We start from the raw sequence: 18,320 nt of genomic DNA, 5'->3' as shown, positions 1-18,320 counted from the left end.
GTCGGTGGTTATTGACCGCTGCCGTTGGGCGGCAGCAGGGTCGTCTGGATGAGCTGTTCGCCGTCCTTGCGGCGCACCAGGGTGCCGCGGCCGGCGGGTTGCGGGCTCGGGCGGAGCTTGCCGAAGATCGCGCCCTCCTCCTTGCGTCCGCTCATGAGCAGGCCCGGCGATTCGAGCTGCTTAATCTGGCCCACGATCGGGTCCATCATGGACCTGCTGGCGCCGGTCGCACGTCGGGCGACGATCACGTGGAAGCCGATGTCGCGGCCCTGCGGGATCAGCTCTGCGATGGGCGCCATGGGGTTCTGCCTGGTCCCGACCATCTCGTAGTCGTCCACGATCAGGTACAGGTCCGGGCCGGTCCACCAGGAGCGGTCGCGCAGCGCCTGCGGCGTCACGTCGTCGCCGGGCATTCGCCGTTCGATCGGGCCCTTGAGGTTCTTGATCGAGTTCTCGAACTGCTTGCCCGACATGGCGTAGTCCAACAGCGTCGGCTTGGAGATCTCCTCCAGCATGCCGCGCCGGTAGTCGGCCATGATGACCTTGGCTTCCTTGTCCGTGTACGTCGCCTGGATCTGACGGGCGATGTGCCGCAGCAGGTTCGTCTTTCCGCACTCCGAGTCGCCGAACACCAATAGGTGCGGCTCCGTCTGGAAGTCCAGGTAGACGGGCTTGAGGCCGGCCTCGTTGAGGCCGATCGGAATGCCCGGCTTGGAGCGGTCGACGGCCTGCAGGAACCCTTCGACGTGCAGCTCGCGCGGCAGCAGTCGCACGGGCGGGCAAGGCGCGGCGCGCCAGGCCTGCTTGACCTTCTTGACGAAGTCCTCCACGCCCGGCTGCAAGTCGTCGCCGTCACGAATGCCGTCGATGCGCGGCACACCCGAGAGGAAGTGCAGCTTCTGGAGCGACAGGCCCCGGCCCGGGCGGCCCTTCGGCACGTTCGCCGCGGCCTTCCGGTCGATCTCGGATTCCATATTGTCCGAGAGCTTGAGCTCCAGCTTCAGGCCGAACATGTCGCGCATGTTCATGCGGATGTCGCCCCAGCGGGTGCAGGTGACCATGACGTGCACGCCGTAGGACAGACCGCGGTTACCGATGGCGCGGATGGAGTCCACGAACGGCTCGAAGTCCTCCCGCAGCGTCATCCAGTTGTCGATGACGAGGAAGACGTCGCCGTACGGGTCCTCTTGGTACCTGCCGTCGGCCTTCATGCGGCGGTAGGTGCCCATGCCGTCGATCTTGTTGGCGGTGAAGAACGCCTCGCGCTCGTCCAGGATGGTCGAGACCTCCTGGATCGTGCGCCGCACGCCCTCTTCCTCCTGGCGGCCGAAGACGCCGGCCACGTGGGGCAGCTCCTCGATGCCGCGCAGAGAACCGCCACCGAAGTCGAGGCAGTAGAACTGGACTTCCCGAGGCGTGTGCGTCAGCGCCAGCGATCCGATGAGCGAACGCAGCATCGTCGACTTACCGGAGACGGCACCGCCGGCGATGGCGACCGTGCCCTGGGCGCCCGACAGGTCCACGATGAACGGGGACCGGGTCTGCTCGAACGGGCGGTCCTCCTCGCCGAGGACGGCGTGGAGCTTTCCGTTGAGCGCGAAGTTCTTCGGCGTCAGGCCGCGAACCGGGTCGGCCTCCAGCGGCGGGAACAGCTGGTCGAGCGTCGGCGGGTCGAGCAGCGGCGGCAGCCACACCTCGTGGGCCGGGCGGCCCATGCCGATGCAGTTCTGGACGATGACCTCGAGGACGGAGAGCTTGCTCTCCTCCTCTTCCTCTTCCTCGATCTCCTCTTCCGGCTCCTCCTCGGGCTCCGGCTCGGGCGGGAGCTCGACGAAGCCGGGCAGGAACCGCTGCACCTTCTGCGACACCGCGGCGATCCGCTCGGCGCGGGAGGCGACCTTCTTCGGCGGCTTGTAGGTGCCACCGACGTAGGCGGCACGGAAGCGCACCAGTTCCTCGGTGCCGACCTGGAGGTAACCGTGGCCGGGCGCCTGCGGAAGCTCGTAGGCCGCACCGGAACCGATCACGGTGCGCGACTCCTGCGCGGAGAACGTGCGCAGCGCGACCCGGTAGGACAGGAACGTGTCCAGGCCCTTGAGCTTGCCCTCTTCCAGTCGCTGCGAGGCGAGCAGCATGTGCACGCCGATCGAACGGCCGATGCGGCCGATCTGCAGGAACAGGTTGATGAACTCGGGCTTGGCGACGAGCATTTCGGAGAACTCGTCCGAGATGATCATCAGGGTCGGCATCGGGTCGAGCGGCTGGCCCGCGAGGCGGGCCTTCTCGTACTCCCACCGGTTGGTGAAGTTGCCCGCCTTGCGCAGTTCTTCCTGGCGCCGAACCAGTTCGCCCTCGAGGGCGTCCTGCATGCGGTCGACCAGCTCGATCTCGTCGGCGAGGTTGGTGATGACCGCCGAGACGTGCGGCAGGTCGTCCAGGGCCGCGAACGTGGCGCCACCCTTGAAGTCGACGAGGATGAAGTTGAGCTCTTCGGAAGAGTGCGTGGCGATCAGGGCACCGACCATGGTGCGGAGCACCTCGGACTTACCGGAACCGGTCGCGCCGATGAGCAGGCCGTGCGGGCCCATCCCGCCGACCGCCGCCTCCTTGAAGTCGATGTCGACGAGCGCACCGTCCGGGCCGGGCCCGATCGGCACCTTCAGGTAGTCCTTGATGGGCTTCTCGCGCCAGTGCACCGCCGGGTCCATCGCGGCGGCGTCGTTGAATCCCAGCATCTCGGGAAGACCCGACGGGTTCGACATCGGCGAGGCGTCCTCGTCGCCGGATTCGGTGGAGCCGCCGGCGCCCTTGAGCGTCAGCCTCCACGGGCTCAGGCTGCGGGCGACGCCCTCGGCCTCGTTGGTAGAGAGGCGGTCCGGCTTGCCCAGCACGCGGCGGCGCCCGGCCTGCTCGGTGCGGACCTCCTCGACGGCGACGTCGAACAGCTTGATGTGCGCCCCGGGCTTGCGGGGCAGGTAACCGGAGAAGTCGAAGACGGTGACGCCGGCCATGCCATCGGCCGCGACGATGCCCGTCGGGTCGACCTCGCCGCCGTCGAGAATGATCACCAGGTGCTTCTCGCCGTCACCGGAGGTCGCTCCCGGCGACCAGCCGCCACGGCTGGACAGCTGATCGCGCAGGGCGGCTTCGAGCTTCCCGGTCGAGTTGTAGAACATGCGGACCGGCCCGGCGCCGTCCTCGTCGCTGGGGTGCTGGAGGTGCGGCAGCCACTTGGCCCAGTGCCAGTCGGGCATCCGCTCCTGGTCGGCGACAACCGCAATGAGCACATCGTCGGGCGAGTGCAGGACCGCCAGCTGACACAGCTGCGCCCGGAGGTTCTCCATGACGATCTGCCGGTCGCCGCGCAGGACCACGCGCCCGGCCTCGGTATAGCTCATTGAACGTGGGATGTCGATCACGTTCGAATGGGCGGCAACGAATCTTCGCAGCGCCATCGACGTCATCGGCTCCAGGTCCTCGACCGGTTTCGTCTCGGGAGGCACCAGTTTCATCGTCATGCGCTGCTTGCCGATGCCCACCCTGATGTCCAGGGCGTCATCGTCCTTGGCACGGCGCTCCCACATGCGCCGCGAACCCACCAGCGACCACAGCGCCTTCGGGTCGGGGTGGCGCCAGCGCGCCGCCCGCCACTGCCGCTCGGCGCCCTTGCGGGCGCGGCGCCGCACCTGGTTGAGGTAGCGCATGTAGTCGCGCCGGTCCGCGTTGAACTCGGCCTTCTTCTGGCCGCGGTTCGAGGTCATGCTCGTGGCCATCATGCCGACCATCGAGATGCCCATCATCGCGCCCATGGCGATGCGCAGCGTGTTGTTGCCGCCACCGCCACCGCCGCCCATGCCGGAGCGGCTCATCATCATGAGCGCCATGGCAGCAGCGCCCGCGAGCATCGGCAATATCATCAGATACTGGGCGATGTTCTTGGGCTGCGGGTCGGGCATGTCGGGCGGCGACTCGAGCAAGATGTCGCCACGCGGCGCCTGCGGACCGCGTTTACGCGGCGGCCTGCGGAAGAGTTTGGTCGTCACACTGGGTCCTTGTACTCACCGGGGATGCGCCCTGCCGAACGAAGCGCGCTCTGTACGAGTATCGCACTTAACAGGGTAGAGCCGCATCGCCACTCATGCGGTACTCGGTCGTTGGCGCAATGCGTTTATCCTGTGTATGTCCCCCGATTTTCAACCCGACCCGGAGGTTCGTGCGGTGAGCACCAAGTCGGCCACCCTAAGCAGGGTGACGATCGTCAGTCCTCGCACCAGGATCGACCTCGCATTGCCCTCAGATGTCCCCCTGTCGGACCTGCTGCCTACGATCCTGCATCAGGCCGGTGAGTACTACATCGACGAGGCAGGCGACAACGGCGGTTGGATCCTGTCCCGCCTCGGCGAGGACGCCGTGGACATCGGGCATTCCTGCTCCCAGCTGTCGATCACCGACGGCGAGATGTTGTACCTCAACCCGGCCGACGCGGCCAAGCCCGAGGTCGTCTTCGACGACATCATCGACGCGGTCGCCACCGCCACCGACTCCCGCGGCAATCGCTGGGACCACGTGGCCACGAAGCGCTTCAGCATCGGCGTCGGCACCGCGGCCCTGGCGGCGGGCGCCATCGCGATCCTGTTCACCGGGCCGAACCACCTGCCCGGTGCGATCGTCGCCCTCGGCGTGGCCGCGGTCCTCGTCGGCGCCTCGGCGCTGCTGTCGCGGGCCGTCGGCGACTCCCGCGCGGCCACCTACTTCGGCGTCGTCGCCGTCATTTACAGCGGGGTCGGCGGGCTGCTCATCGCCGCCGGCGACGAGAGCCTGTGGGATCTGGCCGCACCGCACGTCATGATCGCCGCCAGTGCGGTCCTGCTGTTCAGTGTGTTGTCGATGGTCGCCGTCGGCGATATGGCCTCGGCACCGGTGTTCATCGTGACCATCCTCGGCGCGGTCGTCCTCGGCATCGCCGTGGGCTTCATGATGGCCTTGCAGGAGAGTGGAACCGCCGCGGCGGGCGCCGCCCTGGCCGCCCCGCTGGCCATGACGATCCTGCCCTCGGCGCCGCGACTGGCGCTGACGATGGCGATGGTCCCCACCCCGACCCTGCCGACGACCACCGAGGAGCTCAAAGAGGGCGACACGGAGGCCATCGACGGCAAGCGGATCCTCAAGCTCTCCGAGCACGCCGGCAACTACCTGGAGGCCCTGTACTCCTTCGCCGCCGTGGTCGGCCTGGTCTCCTCGATCGCCCTGGCCTTCTCGGGCACCCTGCCCGGCGTCCTCCTGGCCACCATCGTCGGCCTGATCATGCTCAGCCGCTCCCGCACCGTCGAGGACCGCCCGGCCCGCATCGTCATGCTGGCCTCGGGCATGGGCAGCCTGGCCCTGGTGCTGACGGCGATCTTCATCGGCACCAACTCGATGGTCGTCCAGCTCGCGGCGATCCTCGGCTCGCTGGTGCTGCTCACGGTGATCGCGATGGTCTACGGCCTGGCCGTGGCCGGCAAGAAGATCGCCCCGACGTGGGGCCGCTCGCTCGACATCTGCGAGGCGCTCCTGATCGTGGCGATCCTGCCGCTGGTCGGTTGGATCTGCGGCCTGTACACCTTTGCGCTGACGCTCCGGGGCTAGTTTCTCCCACCTCTGAAAGGGATATCTGATGGCACAGATGCGTTCCCGCCGCGAACAGGTGGACGCCCACAAGTTCATAACCTCGCGGATGAACCAGGCGCTGGTGCTGGCCAACCCCGACTCCGTCGAGCGTCCGCTGCGGCGCATCGGGGTATCGATCTTCGTGTCCGTGATGATCATGGTGCTGGTCTTCGGTGGCTTCGCGATCGCGGCGCTGCTGGGCAAGGGCAATGAAGAGCCGGTCGTGGGCAATATCATCGTCGTCAAGGGCACCAGCGCGGTCTACGTCTACACGACGCAGGACGGCCAGGAGGCGACCGACGACAACCCGGCCATGCTGTGGCCGGTGCACAATTACACCTCCGCGCTGCTGCTGGCCCAGCCCGGCGACAATGGCATGCCCACCGTGCAGAACCTGAAACTCTCGTCGCTGGAGGACCGGCCGCGCGGCTTCACCGTCGGCATCCCCGGCGCCCCGAGCATTCCTCCGGGCAAGGAGGACCTGCTCCAGAACGAGAACTGGAACGCCTGCTCGATGCCGAGCGAGCCGGGCTCCGACCCCCACCTGTACCTGACCCAGCTGGTCGTCGCGGACATGACCGGTGGGCAGAAGCTCGGAACCGAGCAATGGATGCTGGCCAAGACCGCAGTGCATGAGGAGACCGAGGAACCGGACTACTTCCTGCTGTGGAACGACCTGAAGTTCGAGATCCCGGACCTGGACCTCCTGAACCTGCAACGGGCTGATGCGGTTCCCATCAACGAGAACGTGATGAACACGATCTCTCCCGGGCCGCCGCTGGCCGCCAAGACCTCCGACTACGAGTACTTCGGCACCCCCTCCGAGGTCGAGAGTGAGGGACAGTTCCTGTACTTCGGCCAGACGGTCGAGGCCAGCGGGTCGTATTTCGTGCTGATGCAGGACGGCGGGGAGGCCCAGTTCGCTCCGATCTCCGAGACCGATGTGACGCTGCTCGAGGGCGCGGGCATCGAGAACACCGGGGACCGGCTCCCGGTCCAGTCCTCGGTCGTCTCCGGTACTGGTTCGCAGGCCCAGTACCGAGCGGACTCCGAGTCGTTCCCGCAGGGCGTCCAGGAGCTGTGGACGGCCCGCCCCGAGCAGTCCGCAGTCTGCGCGGTCTTCGACCCGGCCACCTCTGCTGAGGAGGCCAAGGTCGAGATCAACCTGTACGACTCGGCTCCCAGCACGCTGACCACCCGGGCGAAGGAGATCACGCTCGACGAAAACGGTGAGATCATCTCCAACATCGCGGGCCAGACCGCGCAGACCGTGCTACCCGCCGGGACGGCGGCGCTGGTGAAGTCGCAGTCGAGTCCGGGCCAGAGTTTCGAGATGGCCACGTATCTGATCGACGACCGGGGTTACCGCTTCGGCATCGTGGACCACGAGATTACGGGGTCGACCAAGAAGATGCTCGGCTATGACGGCGTGACCTCGACCGGGGTTCCGCAGGTCATGCTCGATCTGATTCCCAAGGGCGCCGACCTCGACCCCGAGGACGCGAAGAAGGAGCAGAACCCGGACGCCGAGGTCCCCGAGTACGACACGGGCGGCGACCCGGCCGCCGACGACGGCACCGGCGGTTCCGAAGGCGAATCCGAGGGCGCCGAAGGCGAGTCGCCTGCCGCAGACGAGGGCGGCGAATAAGCGCACCGGCGGCACCGCTCACCAGATTTTGGTGGGCGGTGCCATTGGTTCCACCGTGTTAGCCTGTCGCCTAACACTCCACAACCCGAGGACTCACAATGACCTTCCCGCCCCAGCAGCCTGGGTTCGACCCCAATCAGCAACCGCCCCAAGGCCAGCCGGGCGGGTACTCGCCGCAGCAGCCGGGATACGGCCAGCAGCCGCAACAGCCCGGATACGGCCAGCAACCCGGTTACGGCCAGCAGCCGCAGCAACCCGGCTATGGTCAACAGCCGCAACAGCCCGGCTACGGCCAGCAGCAGCCCGGCGGCTTCGGGCAGCAGCCGGGTCAGCCAGGACAACCCGGTCAGCAGCCCGGCTACGGGGCCCAGCCCGGTTTCGGCGGCCCCGGCGTTCCCGGGCAGGCGCCGAAGAAGTCCAAGACCGGCCTGTTCGTCAGCATCGGCGCGGGCGTCCTGGTCCTGGTCGTCGCGATCGTGCTGCTCGTCCTGAAGCCGTGGGACGGCGCGGGCGCGCCGTCGGCGTCGGATTCCCCCACAGAGGTGGCGGAGAAGTTCCTTCCGGTCATGTCCGAGGTCCTCGTTGCGATGTACTCCGGCGGCGACAACGCCGACGCCGCCGCACTCGTCGAGGACATCAAGCCTTACTTCTGCGCCGAGGCGGTGTCTGACATGGAGTCGTCGCTGGCAGAAGCCGACATGGAGTCGGCGGCCGAGGAACTCGGTCAGACGGACCTCCCGGAGATGGACGTCGACATGGACATCCAGTACGAGGTCACCGGCGAGAAGATCGATGGCGATACGGCCACCGTCGACGTCCACACCAGCATGAACGTCCCGACCCCGGAGTTCGACGACGAGTACAACATCACCGGTTGGACCGGGGAGCCCACCGAGTCGGACGAAACCCTCGACATGGTCAAGGAGAACGACGTCTGGGTCGTCTGCGATGCCACGTTCATGGGTGGTGGCGGCGAGGAGTAAACCCCCGCAAGCGAAGTGAAGGCCCCGCCAGAAAACCGGCGGGGCCTTCGCTTTGCGTCTCAAGGCGTTAGACGAGGGCGGACAGCAGGTCGTAATAGCCAGCCTGGCCGGCCCGGTTCGGGTGGTAGGACTCCGCGACCGGCCAGGAGAAGCCGTTGAGCCACTCCGTGTCGTCGCAGATGGCATGTCCTTCAAAGGAATCGCGCACGTCGATGTACTCGAAGCCGTAGCCGCCGGCGACCGAGGCGATGGCCCGGCCGAGGTGGTCGGCGGCGTTATTGAGGGCCGCCTGCTCGGCGGAGCTGATGCGGGTGATGGCGTTGCACTCCTCGCCGTTGAACAGGCGCGGGTAGCCCAGGACGATGACGCGGGCGTTCGGAGCGGCCGCTGCGATGGCGTCGTAGGCGGCGCTGAGGTCGGTCGGAAGCTGCTCGTCGATATACCGCTCGGCGGCGGCGATCTCGGCGTCGCAGGTCCAGGGGGACGGGTAGGCGCACTGCTGGATGACGCTCGCCCAGCCGGTGTCGTTGCCGCCGATGGTGACCGTGACGAGGTCGGTGCTGTCGGAGAGGGCTCCGAGCTGGTTGGCGATGAGGTCGCCGGTCTCGGCGCCCGAGCAGGCCGCAAAGGTGAAGTCCGCGCCGGTCCCGGCGGCGATCAGCGAGGGGTAGGCGTAGGTGGAACGGCTGCAACCGGAGCCGTCCTCGATGTACTCGCGGGTTCCGACACCGGAGGCGTAGGAGTCGCCGAGTGCGACGTATTCGGTGGTCTGCGCCTGTGCGGTTCCGGTGGCGGCTAGGAGGGTCGTCAGGGTGGCTACGACCAAGCTCGCCACCATTGTGGAGATTCTCCGGGGGTGGGTCATTCGGGCTCCATCTCGAATTTTGTCCGGGTAGTGGAGCCCTGTTTATAGCAATTCGATAACGAATGATCCACCAACGGAACGCGGCGAGTCGGAAAATTGACGCCGAACGTTCCCGTTGCACGCCAGCGGCTCCGCGCCCCGAGGACGGGAGGCGGAGCCGGTGCTGTTGTAAGTGGACCAGCGAGGGTCAGAGTCCCTCGGGCAGGTCGAGCCGGTCGAGCGGCTGGGGTTCGTCGGGGGTCTCGGCGAGCAGGCGCTCGTCCTCGTCCTCCTTGGCCTCACCGGGACCGACCAGCAGCCGTTCCACCTCGGCCTCCAGGTGGGCGCGCAGGAGCGAACCGAAGCACTCGGAGTCGCCGGCCGAGAGCGCGGCCAGGAGATCCTCGTGCTCGCCGACGAGGTCGCGGTGGACCTCGAAGTGCTCGTACATCGAGAAGGTGCTCAGCCGGGTCTCGATGAGGAGGGTGCCCATCATGCGGCCCAGACGGGGCGAACCGGCCGCGTCGGAGAGCATGCGGTGGAAGGCGAGATACGCGTCGCCCAGGATGCGCGCGTCATCGGTGCGGAGCGCACGCTGCATCCGCTTGACCTCTCCCCCAAGGTCTTTGATGACGGCCTTGCGTTCGGCCAGCGGCAGCCCCAAGAGGCGCCGGCCCAGTTCGGGCTCGATGCGCGAGCGCAGCCAGTGGACGTCGCGCACGTCCTCGGCGGTCATGGTGCGCACCGCGAGGCCGCGGCGGCCCCGGATGATCAGCAGCCCCTCGGCGGCCAAGCGCTGCATGGCCTCCCGCAGCGGCCCGCGACTGACGCCCAGCTGGTAGGCCATCTCGGCCTCGCCCAGCGGAGCGCCGGGCGGCAGTGAGCCGTCGACGATCGCGTCGCGGATGGTGTCGGCGATGAGGTCCACCGTCGACGTGCGCCGCACAGGGGCCAAACGCCCGACCTGGCGAGTGCCCGAAATACCGCTCTTGCGATCTGACACGGCTGTCTGTTCTCCTTCTGTCCGCTCTGGCCAGGATCTTAGCGCCACCCGAAAACCACGCTCCGTCTAAAGCCCCGGTTGCACGCGCCGACAGGACAAGGTTTGACAACGTTTTCGTTACCGAACGTCGATAATCAGATTGTCGACAAACTTACATTAGACGGCTAGGGTCGGCAATGAACACGAGTAAGTTTCTGGAGGAGCCCAACGTGTCCGATAAATTGAATCTCAACCGCCGCAGCCTGATGCTCGGCGCATCCGGCATCGCTGCCGCCTCCGCCCTGGGAGCCTGCTCCCGTGTGGACGAAGGAGGCGACGGTGAAGACGGTGGCGGCCTCTTGGCAGACGCGCAAGACGGCGGCACCATCCGCGTCGCCTACGCCGATGAGAACCCCTACGCCTACACGGCCGACGACGAGTCGGTCACCGGCCAGTCCGTCGACGTCCACACCCACCTGCTCGGCGAGCTCGGCATCGAACCCGGCCAGATCGAGTGGATCTTCACCGAGTGGGACTCCCTCATCGGTGGCCTGGGCAGCACCCACGACATGGTCATCGCGGGCATGTACGTCACCCCTGAGCGCTGTGCGAACGTCGCGTTCGCAGACCCGGACTACATCATGCCGGACGCACTGCTGGTCCTGAAGGACAATCCGGGCGGGTGGACCACCCTCAACGCGATGGCCGACGAAGGCGGCACCATCGGCGTCATGAACGCCACCAGCGAGCAGGAGGTGGCCGATCAGCTCTTCGAAGAGGACAGGATCAACGTCGGGGCCGACCTTCCCGCCCTCATCCTGGAGCTCAAGGCCGGACGCTGCGACGCCATCGGCCTGACCGGGGCGAACCTCAAGCTCGCCGCCGAGGCCGACGGCGAACTCGAAGTGACAGAGGACTTCTGGCTGGTCGACCCCGAGTCCGGCGAGGACATCATCGGCGCCGGCGCCGCGGTGTTCCAGCCCAAGGACACCGACTTCCGCGACGCGGTCAACGAGAAGCTCGCCGAGCTCCTGGAGGACACCGCCACGTGGGAGGGCCTGGTCGGCAAATACCAGTTCACCGTCGAGGACAACCACCCCGACGGACTGACCGCGCAGGACCTGTGCGGGGACTCCTACCAGTAGCCCCATGGACTTTCAAGCGGTCATTGACTCGCTGCCCAGGTACGCCGAGCCGCTGCTGGTGACCATTCAGGTCACCGTCGCCTCGGCGGCCCTGGCGCTGCTCGTGGCGTTCGCACTGGGCCTCATGACGAGTTCGAAGCACCTGGTGGTGCGCACCCCGGCCCGCGTGGTCGTGGAGTTCTTCCGCGGTTCCTCGGTCGTAGTGCAGCTGTTCTGGTTCGCGATCGCCATGCCGGTGATCCTGGGCATCCAGTTCGACTACGCCATCGCCGCCGCGATCATCGCGCTCGCCCTCAACTACGGTTCCTACTCTTCTGAGGTGGTGCGGAGCGCCATCGCCTCGGTCCCCAAGGGACAATTGGAGGCCTGCACCGCGCTGAACTTCACCCCGATTCAGCGGATGCGGCTGGTGATCCTCCCGCAGGCCTGGCCCGAGATGATCCCCTCGCTGTGCTCCTTCGCGATCATGCTGCTCAAGGCCAGCGCCCTGGTCTCGCTCATCAGCGTCACCGACATCACCAGAATGGCCACCCTCATCGGCGGACAGGGCGGCGGCGTCAATCAATTGCCGCACCTCGCCCTCATCCTGGTCATCTACTTCGTGCTGGCCTGGCTCATCTGGAACGGGATGCGAGCGCTGGAGCGCAAGGCCAAGCGGGGCGTCGGCATTGACGCGAAGCTTCCCAAGAACCGAGCGATCGACGCGCCGGCGGCCGCCGCCGGCGGGGGAGGTGCGGCCTGATGCAAGAGTGGAACAACGAGACCGTCGTCGAGATCTTCCCGGCCATCTGGGATGGCTTCCTGGTCGTTCTCCAGGTCACCCTGGTCGCCGGCATCATCGCCGTGCTCCTGGGCCTGTTGGTGGCGATCGGCGAGCGCAGCGGCCCTCCGTGGCTGAAGCGCGTCCTCTCCGGTTTCTTCCAGTTCATCCGCAACACCCCCCTGCTGGTGCAGGTGCTGTTCGTCTGGACCGCCACGAGCCTGTACATCAACCCCGAGTGGACCGCCTTCGCGGTCGGCTCGGCGGTGCTGGGCGTCCACTACGCCTCCTACACCTCGGAGTCCTACCGGGCCGGGATCGAAGCGATCCCGAAGGGCCAGTGGGAGGCCGCGACAGCGCTGAGCCTGCCCACCCACCGGGTGTGGGGCGCGATCATCCTGCCGCAGATGCTGCGGCGCTCGACCGCGGCGGTCGCCAACTGGGTCATCGCCATGTTCAAAGAGGTCCCGACGCTGTTCGCCATCGGCGTGCTGGAGATGATCGCCCAAGCCCAGAAGTACCAGGGCCAGAACTACACCGGCGTTGTCGAGGGCTACACCATCGCAGGAATCCTGTTCCTGGCCGCCTCCTACCCGGTGGCGGTCGCAGCGCGGAGATTGGAGAACCGTCTTGCCAAGTCCCACTTCTAATGAACCGATTATCCGCTTCGACCGGGTCAACAAGTCCTTCGGCGACCTGAACGTGCTGAACGGGCTGAGCTTCGACATCGCCCCCGCCGAGCGCGTCACGCTGATCGGACCCTCGGGTTCGGGCAAGACCACGATCCTGCGCCTGCTCATGACGCTGGAGCACATCACCCCGGTCAAGCACCCGGAGGAGAACGGCGGCGTCATGTGGGTCGAGGGCGAGCCCTTCTCCCACATGGACAAGGGCGGGAAGCTGGTGGTCGCGAACGAGCGCCACCTGCGGCAGGCCCGCCAGAAGATCGGCATGGTCTTCCAGCAGTTCAACCTGTTCCCCAACATGACCGTCATGCGCAACGTCACCGAGGCGCAGGTCCACACCCTCAAGCGCTCCAAGGACGAGGCCGCGGCCAAGGCCAAGGAGCTGCTCGACCTGGTGGGCCTGTCCGACAAGGTCGACAACTACCCCAGCCAGCTCTCGGGCGGGCAGCAGCAGCGCGTGGCGATCGCTCGCGCCCTGGCGATGGACCCCGACATCCTGCTGCTGGACGAGGTCACCAGCGCGCTCGACCCGGAGCTCGTCGCCGACGTGCTCGGCGTCCTGCGCGACGTGGCGTCCTCGACCAACATCACGATGCTCATCGTGACCCACGAGATGGGTTTCGCCCGCGACGTCTCGGACCGGATCATGATGTTCGACAAGGGAGTCATTGTGGAAGAGGGTGCGCCGGAAGCGATGTTCGGCGATCCCCGAGAAGAACGCACTCAGGACTTCCTCAGGGCCGTGCGCTCGGAGTAGACTGAATGCTCCTCCATCCTTGGAGAGTGTTAGGGGTGTTCGAGGGGGACGGCCAGAGGGGTTTTAAGGCCGTCCCCCTCATTTTTTTGCGTCCAGAACGTGGCCCGGTTCCTCGGCTCGGTCTCGCGCCCGAGCGAAGCCGCTGGGTATGGGATGCGGTCACATCGCGTGAGTGGCAGAATCTAACTTCGTGTCGACTCCCGGCACCCAGACTCAGTCGCCAGACCTAGTAGCCAGAAAGTGAGCCAGCGAGCCGATGAATCTGTTCGGTAGAGGCGAAGTCACCCCCGAGGAAGCCGTGGCCGTCATCGGCCTGGGCCGCTTCGGCTCGGCCGTGGCCGATTCCCTCACCCGCCTCGGCCACGAGGTCCTGGCCATCGACGAACGCGCCGATATCGTGCAGCGGTCGGCCGAGTCGCTCGCCCACGTCGTGCAGGCCGACTCGACCGAATCGGCGGTGCTCGCGCAGCTGGGCCTCGGCGAGTTCGACCACGTCGTCGTCGCCATCGGCACTGACATCGAGGCGAGCGTGCTGACCGTCCTGGCGTGCGAGGAGGTCGGCGTCCGCGAGATCTGGGCCAAGGCCATCAACGCCAAGCACGGCCAGATCCTGCACCGCACCGGCGCGCACCACGTCGTCTACCCCGAGGCGGCCATGGGTGAGCGAGTCGCACACCTGGTGAGCGGCAAGATGATGGACTTCATCGAGTTCGACGACGGTTTCGCGATCGTCAAGACCAAGGCGCCGACGGAAGCGGTCGACAAGCGCCTGGGCGACTCCCGGCTGCGCTCGAAGTACGGCGTGACCGTCGTGGGCGTCAAGAAGACCGGAGAGGACTTCACCTACGCCACGGCCGAAACGGTGGTCGCCGAGGGCGACACCCTCATCGTCTCTGGAGCGACCACAAAGGTCGAGGCCTTCGCCTCCACCACCTGATATGTCCAAGCTCTTCGCGAGAATCGCCCGGCACCCGATCCGCCTGGTGCCCATCACGTTCGTGGTGGTCATCCTGGCCGCGGGCGGACTGCTCATGCTGCCGGTGGCGCAGGCCGACCCGGGTTCCACGCACTGGGTCGACGCGTTCTTCACCTCCACCAGCGCCATCACCGTGACCGGGCTGGTCACCCTCGACACCCCGGTGCACTGGACGATGTTCGGCGAGGGCGTCATCATGGTCGCCATGCAGGTCGGCGGCCTGGGCATCATGACCAGCGCCGCGTTCCTGGGCCTCCTGGTGTCCAAGAAGCTCGGCCTGCGCTCGCGCCTGATCGCCCAGGCCGAGCTGCACACCTCGGTCAGCCTCGGCGACCTGCGCGGGGTCATCCTGCGCGCCTTCGTCGTCGCGGGGCTCGTGGAGCTGACCGTCGCGGTGATTCTGACGCTGCGATTCCACTTCCACTACGGCATGCCGACCGGCGAGGCGATGTGGCAGGGCCTGTTCCACGGGGTCAGCTCGTTCAACAACGGCGGCTTCAGCCTCTTCTCCGACTCCCTCATGGGGTTCGTGAACGACCCGTGGGTGATCGGCCCGGTCGCGGCCGCCTCCATCATCGGTTCGCTCGGCATGCCGGTGATCTTCGAGCTCACCCGGCGCGGCTGGGGCCGGCGTAAATGGACCCTGCACACCAAGATGACGCTCGCCGGGACCTCGATCCTGTTCGCCGGCGGCATGGTCGTGTTCCTGGCCTTCGAGTGGTCCAACCCCGCCACGCTCGGTCCGATGGGCTGGCACGAGAAGCTCTGGCCGGCGTTCTTCCAGTCGGCCATGCTGCGCACCACCGGTTTCAACTCCATCGACGTCGGTGCGATGCAGGAGCACTCCCTGCTGACCTCGATCGTGCTCATGTTCATCGGCGGCGGGTCGGCCTCGACCTCCGGCGGCATCAAGGTCACGACGTTCTTCGTGCTGCTGTGGGTCATCTGGTCCGAGGTGCGCGGCGAGCCCGACGCCTCGGCCTTCCGCACCCGGTTGAGCGTCGCCGTCATCCGCCAGTCGCTGACGATCGCGCTGATCTATGTGGCCGCCAACGCGGCCGCCATCGTCACGATGCAGATGTTCGAGCCGCAGTTCGCGCTGCACGAGATCATGTTCGAGGTGACCAGCGCTCTGGCCACCGTGGGCCAGTCGACGGGCATCACCGCCGACCTGAGCACACCGTCCAGATTGCTCATTGTGTTCCTTATGTTCGTCGGCAGGATCGGGCCGGTGCTGTTGGCGACGTCCCTGGCGATGCGCACGAGGCAGCGGCTGTACCGTTATCCCGAAGGGCGTCCGCTGGTCGGCTGAGCCCCCCGGTCGAGCCCGTACCCCTGCACAAGCGAAGATGGTCACCAGCACGCCGCAGCGCGGATCGTCGCTTAGGAAAGGACGCCCCCCGATGTCCCGTAAAGCCCGGCAGCGCACCAGTAGGCTCCCGATCCGCATGCAGCTCATGCTGCCGATCGCGGCGGCGCTCATGGGCATGCTCGTGCTCGGGCTGTTCCAGACCGTCACTGTATGGGACCAGTACCAGGACTCGGGTGACGCGGAGGTGCTGGCGGATCTGGCCGGCTCGCTCAACCGGGTCCTCGACGGCCACCAGAACGAGGGCGGTCCGTTCCTCGAGGCGGTGCTGACGCAGGACATGGAGGGGTTCGACGCCGCCGCGGCGCGGGCGGACACCGATGAGGCGATCGACGACTTCGAGTCCGTCGGGAGCACGGCCGCCACGCGTTTCCCGTCGCTGGATTCGGAGATCGAGGACCTGCTCGAACGGGCCGACGAGTTGGGCGCGGCCCGTACCTCGCTGGACGGCCTCGCCGCCGGGGAGCTGGAGTTCTCCGGCGAAGAGGTCCTGGGCGCCTTCGGCACGTACACGGCGATCGCCGACAAGATCGTCGAGCTCTCGTCGCTACTGCCCACATTGGTGAACGACGCGCGGATCTCCGCGCAGCTCGACTCCATCGCCTCGGCCATGCAACTCGGCCGGCTCGCCGCCGAGATCCAGTTCCGGGTGACCGCCGACCTGGCGTTCATCGCCGTCGAACAGGCGCTGACGGTCGACCGCGAGACGCTGGGCAACGTGGCCGTCCGGGCCGGCGCCTACGACCGACAGCTCACCGACTTCCAGAACAACGCCTCCGATCAGGTCATCGACGCCTTCCAGGACCTGGCCGAGGGCGACGGGCCGAGGTCCGCGAGCGAGGCGCTCGGGATCTACCTCAACGGTTCGATCCCCACGATCTCGCCCCCCGAGTTCTCTGCCGCGCAGGGCGAGATCGTGGACTCGTGGAACCGGACCACGAACACCGCGATGATGTACCTGCGCCAGGACGTGGAGGACCTCGGGCAGTCCTCGACGCGGACGCTGCTGACCACGTTCGCGCTCATCATCGCCCTGTCGCTCACCGCGATCATCTCGGCGGCCATGCTGGCCCGCCGCATCAGCCTGCGCGTCGACGGCGTCCGCGAGGCGACCCTGACCGCCGCGTACGACACGCTGCCGAAGACCGTCGCCGCGGTCTCGCAGGCGGGCAACGCCGACGATGTCGACCGCCTCTTGCAGTCCGCCAAGAAGCAGACGGTCATCGCCACGGACTCGCGCTACTCCGACGAGCTGGACTCCCTCGCGGAGGCCTTCAGCGCCGCCCACCACCAGGCGCTGCGCCAGACCGCGAACCAGGCGCTGCTGCGCATCGACGTCGAGGCGATGATGAAGACGCTCGCCCGCCGGGGCCAGAGCCTCATCCGGCGCCAGCAGCAGGTCATGGAATCCCTTGTGGACGACAGCGGGGGTTCCCGCATCCCCGACGAGTGGCGCAGCGTCTACCACCTGCTGTCGCGCATGCGCCGCAACGAGGAGAACCTGCTGCTGCTCGCGGGCGGCGACCCGCAGCGGCGCTACAACCACCCCTCGGACGTGGAGACGATCATCCGCGACGCCGTCTCCGAGATCGAGGACGCCGGCCGGGTCGTGGTCGAGAACCAGGTCGGGGCGCGCCTCGACACCAAGCCCGCCGGCGACGTCGTCCGCATCCTCGCCGAGCTGCTCGACAATGCCGCGTCCTACTCCCCGCCGACGCAGGCCGTCCGGGTCACCTCCCGCCGCTCGGGCTCGGAGATCGTCATCTCCATCGCCGACGACGGCATCGGCCTCGGGCCCGACCAGATGTCGGCGATCAACCGCCGCCTGGCCGAGCCGACCCAGCTGAACTCCGAACTGACGGCCACCATGGGCCTGTTGGTGGTCGGGCGGCTCGCCGCCGAGCACGCCATCAGCGTCCAGCTCCATTCGACGATGGGCAAGGGCACGCTGGCGCTGGTGCGCATCCCCGCCGCCGCCCACGCCGAGGACCCGGTCGGGCTCGTCCCGCAGCACGGCGGCGGAGCCGCCGCGCGGCTGGCCCTGTCGGCGCGAGCGGCGAACCTGCCGATCACCGGGACGGGCACCGACGGCGCGGCCGCCGGGGCGACCGAACCCATCGTTCCCAGGCCCCGCAAGGCCGGCGACGCGTTCGGCGAGCCGGACCCGGTGCCCGCGCGCTCCGGAAGCATCCCTCAAGCGGGTCGTTCTCGCGGCGCCACCGGCACTCCTGGTGCCGTGACGCCTACGCTTGCAACCTCGGCCCCGGCCACTGCGGGGCCCGGCGGCGAGCCGGTGGATGTTACCTTCAGGAAGGTGAACAGAGCACTCGAATCCACCGGCAGGGAGAACGGTTCGGCATTGCCGCGCCGGGCGCCCGGATCGAAGCTGCTTCCCGGCTCCGTACCCGGTTCCCGTCCGAGTGGCAACGGGGTCGACCTGGACCCCGCAGAGATCCGCGACCGCTTGACCGGATTCGCTTCCGGAATCGCGGCCGCATCGGAACACGAACAGCGCCAATAA

Annotated in this window: 13 protein-coding genes; 10 read left to right on the top strand and 3 right to left on the bottom strand. The window is 67.5% G+C overall.

The features are described from left to right. Positions 1-8 precede the first annotated feature (8 nt). Positions 9-4,043 (bottom strand): type VII secretion protein EccCa, encoded by a 4,035-nt coding sequence (eccCa, locus tag FAB82_RS07020; RefSeq protein ID WP_136533829.1) that lies wholly within the window; start codon positions 4,041-4,043, stop codon positions 9-11. A 175-nt stretch (positions 4,044-4,218) separates the two neighbouring features. Between eccCa and eccD the strand changes: the two genes are divergently transcribed. From eccD to FAB82_RS27445, 3 genes are all read left to right on the top strand, one after another. Then, entirely contained in the window at positions 4,219-5,628 is a 1,410-nt protein-coding gene (gene eccD / locus FAB82_RS07015; protein ID WP_168801459.1) for a type VII secretion integral membrane protein EccD, read from the top strand. Positions 5,629-5,656: 28 nt separating this feature from the next. Next, on the top strand, positions 5,657-7,297 hold the full coding sequence (eccB, locus tag FAB82_RS07010) for a type VII secretion protein EccB (protein ID WP_136533827.1): 1,641 nt from the start codon (positions 5,657-5,659) through the stop codon (positions 7,295-7,297). A gap of 98 nt (positions 7,298-7,395) precedes the next feature. Next, positions 7,396-8,280, top strand: coding sequence for a hypothetical protein (locus tag FAB82_RS27445; protein WP_211116424.1), 885 nt, complete (start codon positions 7,396-7,398; stop codon positions 8,278-8,280). Between the two features lie 67 nt (positions 8,281-8,347). Here FAB82_RS27445 and FAB82_RS07000 read toward each other — a convergent pair whose 3' ends face one another. Together FAB82_RS07000 and FAB82_RS06995 are read right to left on the bottom strand one after the other, a co-directional pair. Beyond that, positions 8,348-9,118 carry an SGNH/GDSL hydrolase family protein gene (locus FAB82_RS07000; protein WP_246039480.1) on the bottom strand — a complete coding sequence of 257 codons (771 nt, stop codon included), beginning with the start codon at positions 9,116-9,118 and terminating at the stop codon, positions 8,348-8,350. Between the two features lie 214 nt (positions 9,119-9,332). After that, positions 9,333-10,127 carry a GntR family transcriptional regulator gene (locus FAB82_RS06995; protein ID WP_168801458.1) on the bottom strand — a complete coding sequence of 265 codons (795 nt, stop codon included), beginning with the start codon at positions 10,125-10,127 and terminating at the stop codon, positions 9,333-9,335. Positions 10,128-10,336: 209 nt separating this feature from the next. Here FAB82_RS06995 and FAB82_RS06990 point away from each other — a divergent pair, with 209 nt between their 5' ends. The 7 genes from FAB82_RS06990 to FAB82_RS06960 all read left to right on the top strand — a co-directional run bounded on the left by FAB82_RS06990 (position 10,337) and on the right by FAB82_RS06960 (position 18,320). Next, the gene (locus tag FAB82_RS06990; RefSeq protein WP_168801457.1) at positions 10,337-11,251 is read left to right on the top strand and encodes a transporter substrate-binding domain-containing protein; all 915 of its coding nucleotides are present in this window, start codon (positions 10,337-10,339) and stop codon (positions 11,249-11,251) included. Positions 11,252-11,255: 4 nt separating this feature from the next. Next, positions 11,256-11,993 carry an amino acid ABC transporter permease gene (locus FAB82_RS06985; RefSeq protein ID WP_136533823.1) on the top strand — a complete coding sequence of 246 codons (738 nt, stop codon included), beginning with the start codon at positions 11,256-11,258 and terminating at the stop codon, positions 11,991-11,993. Continuing rightward, complete coding sequence (locus tag FAB82_RS06980) at positions 11,993-12,661, top strand: amino acid ABC transporter permease (RefSeq protein WP_136533822.1); 669 nt, start codon at positions 11,993-11,995, stop codon at positions 12,659-12,661. The genes FAB82_RS06985 and FAB82_RS06980 overlap by 1 nt, the downstream gene beginning before the upstream one ends. Beyond that, positions 12,642-13,454, top strand: a complete 813-nt coding sequence (gene ehuA, locus FAB82_RS06975) for an ectoine/hydroxyectoine ABC transporter ATP-binding protein EhuA (protein ID WP_281276876.1) — start codon at positions 12,642-12,644, stop codon at positions 13,452-13,454. The genes FAB82_RS06980 and ehuA overlap by 20 nt, the downstream gene beginning before the upstream one ends. 256 nt (positions 13,455-13,710) lie before the next feature. Next, positions 13,711-14,391 carry a potassium channel family protein gene (locus FAB82_RS06970; protein WP_136533821.1) on the top strand — a complete coding sequence of 227 codons (681 nt, stop codon included), beginning with the start codon at positions 13,711-13,713 and terminating at the stop codon, positions 14,389-14,391. 1 nt (position 14,392) lies between these two features. Next, positions 14,393-15,742: a TrkH family potassium uptake protein gene (locus FAB82_RS06965; protein WP_136533820.1), complete on the top strand. Its 1,350-nt coding sequence runs from the start codon at positions 14,393-14,395 to the stop codon at positions 15,740-15,742. 91 nt (positions 15,743-15,833) lie between these two features. Further along, on the top strand, positions 15,834-18,320 hold the full coding sequence (locus FAB82_RS06960; protein ID WP_136533819.1) for a sensor histidine kinase: 2,487 nt from the start codon (positions 15,834-15,836) through the stop codon (positions 18,318-18,320).

It is taken from the genome of Glycomyces buryatensis (genome assembly GCF_004912275.1).
In the GTDB taxonomy this organism is placed as follows: Bacteria; Actinomycetota; Actinomycetes; order Mycobacteriales; family Micromonosporaceae; genus Glycomyces; species Glycomyces buryatensis.
This window is presented reverse-complemented; position numbering and strand designations above follow the sequence as displayed.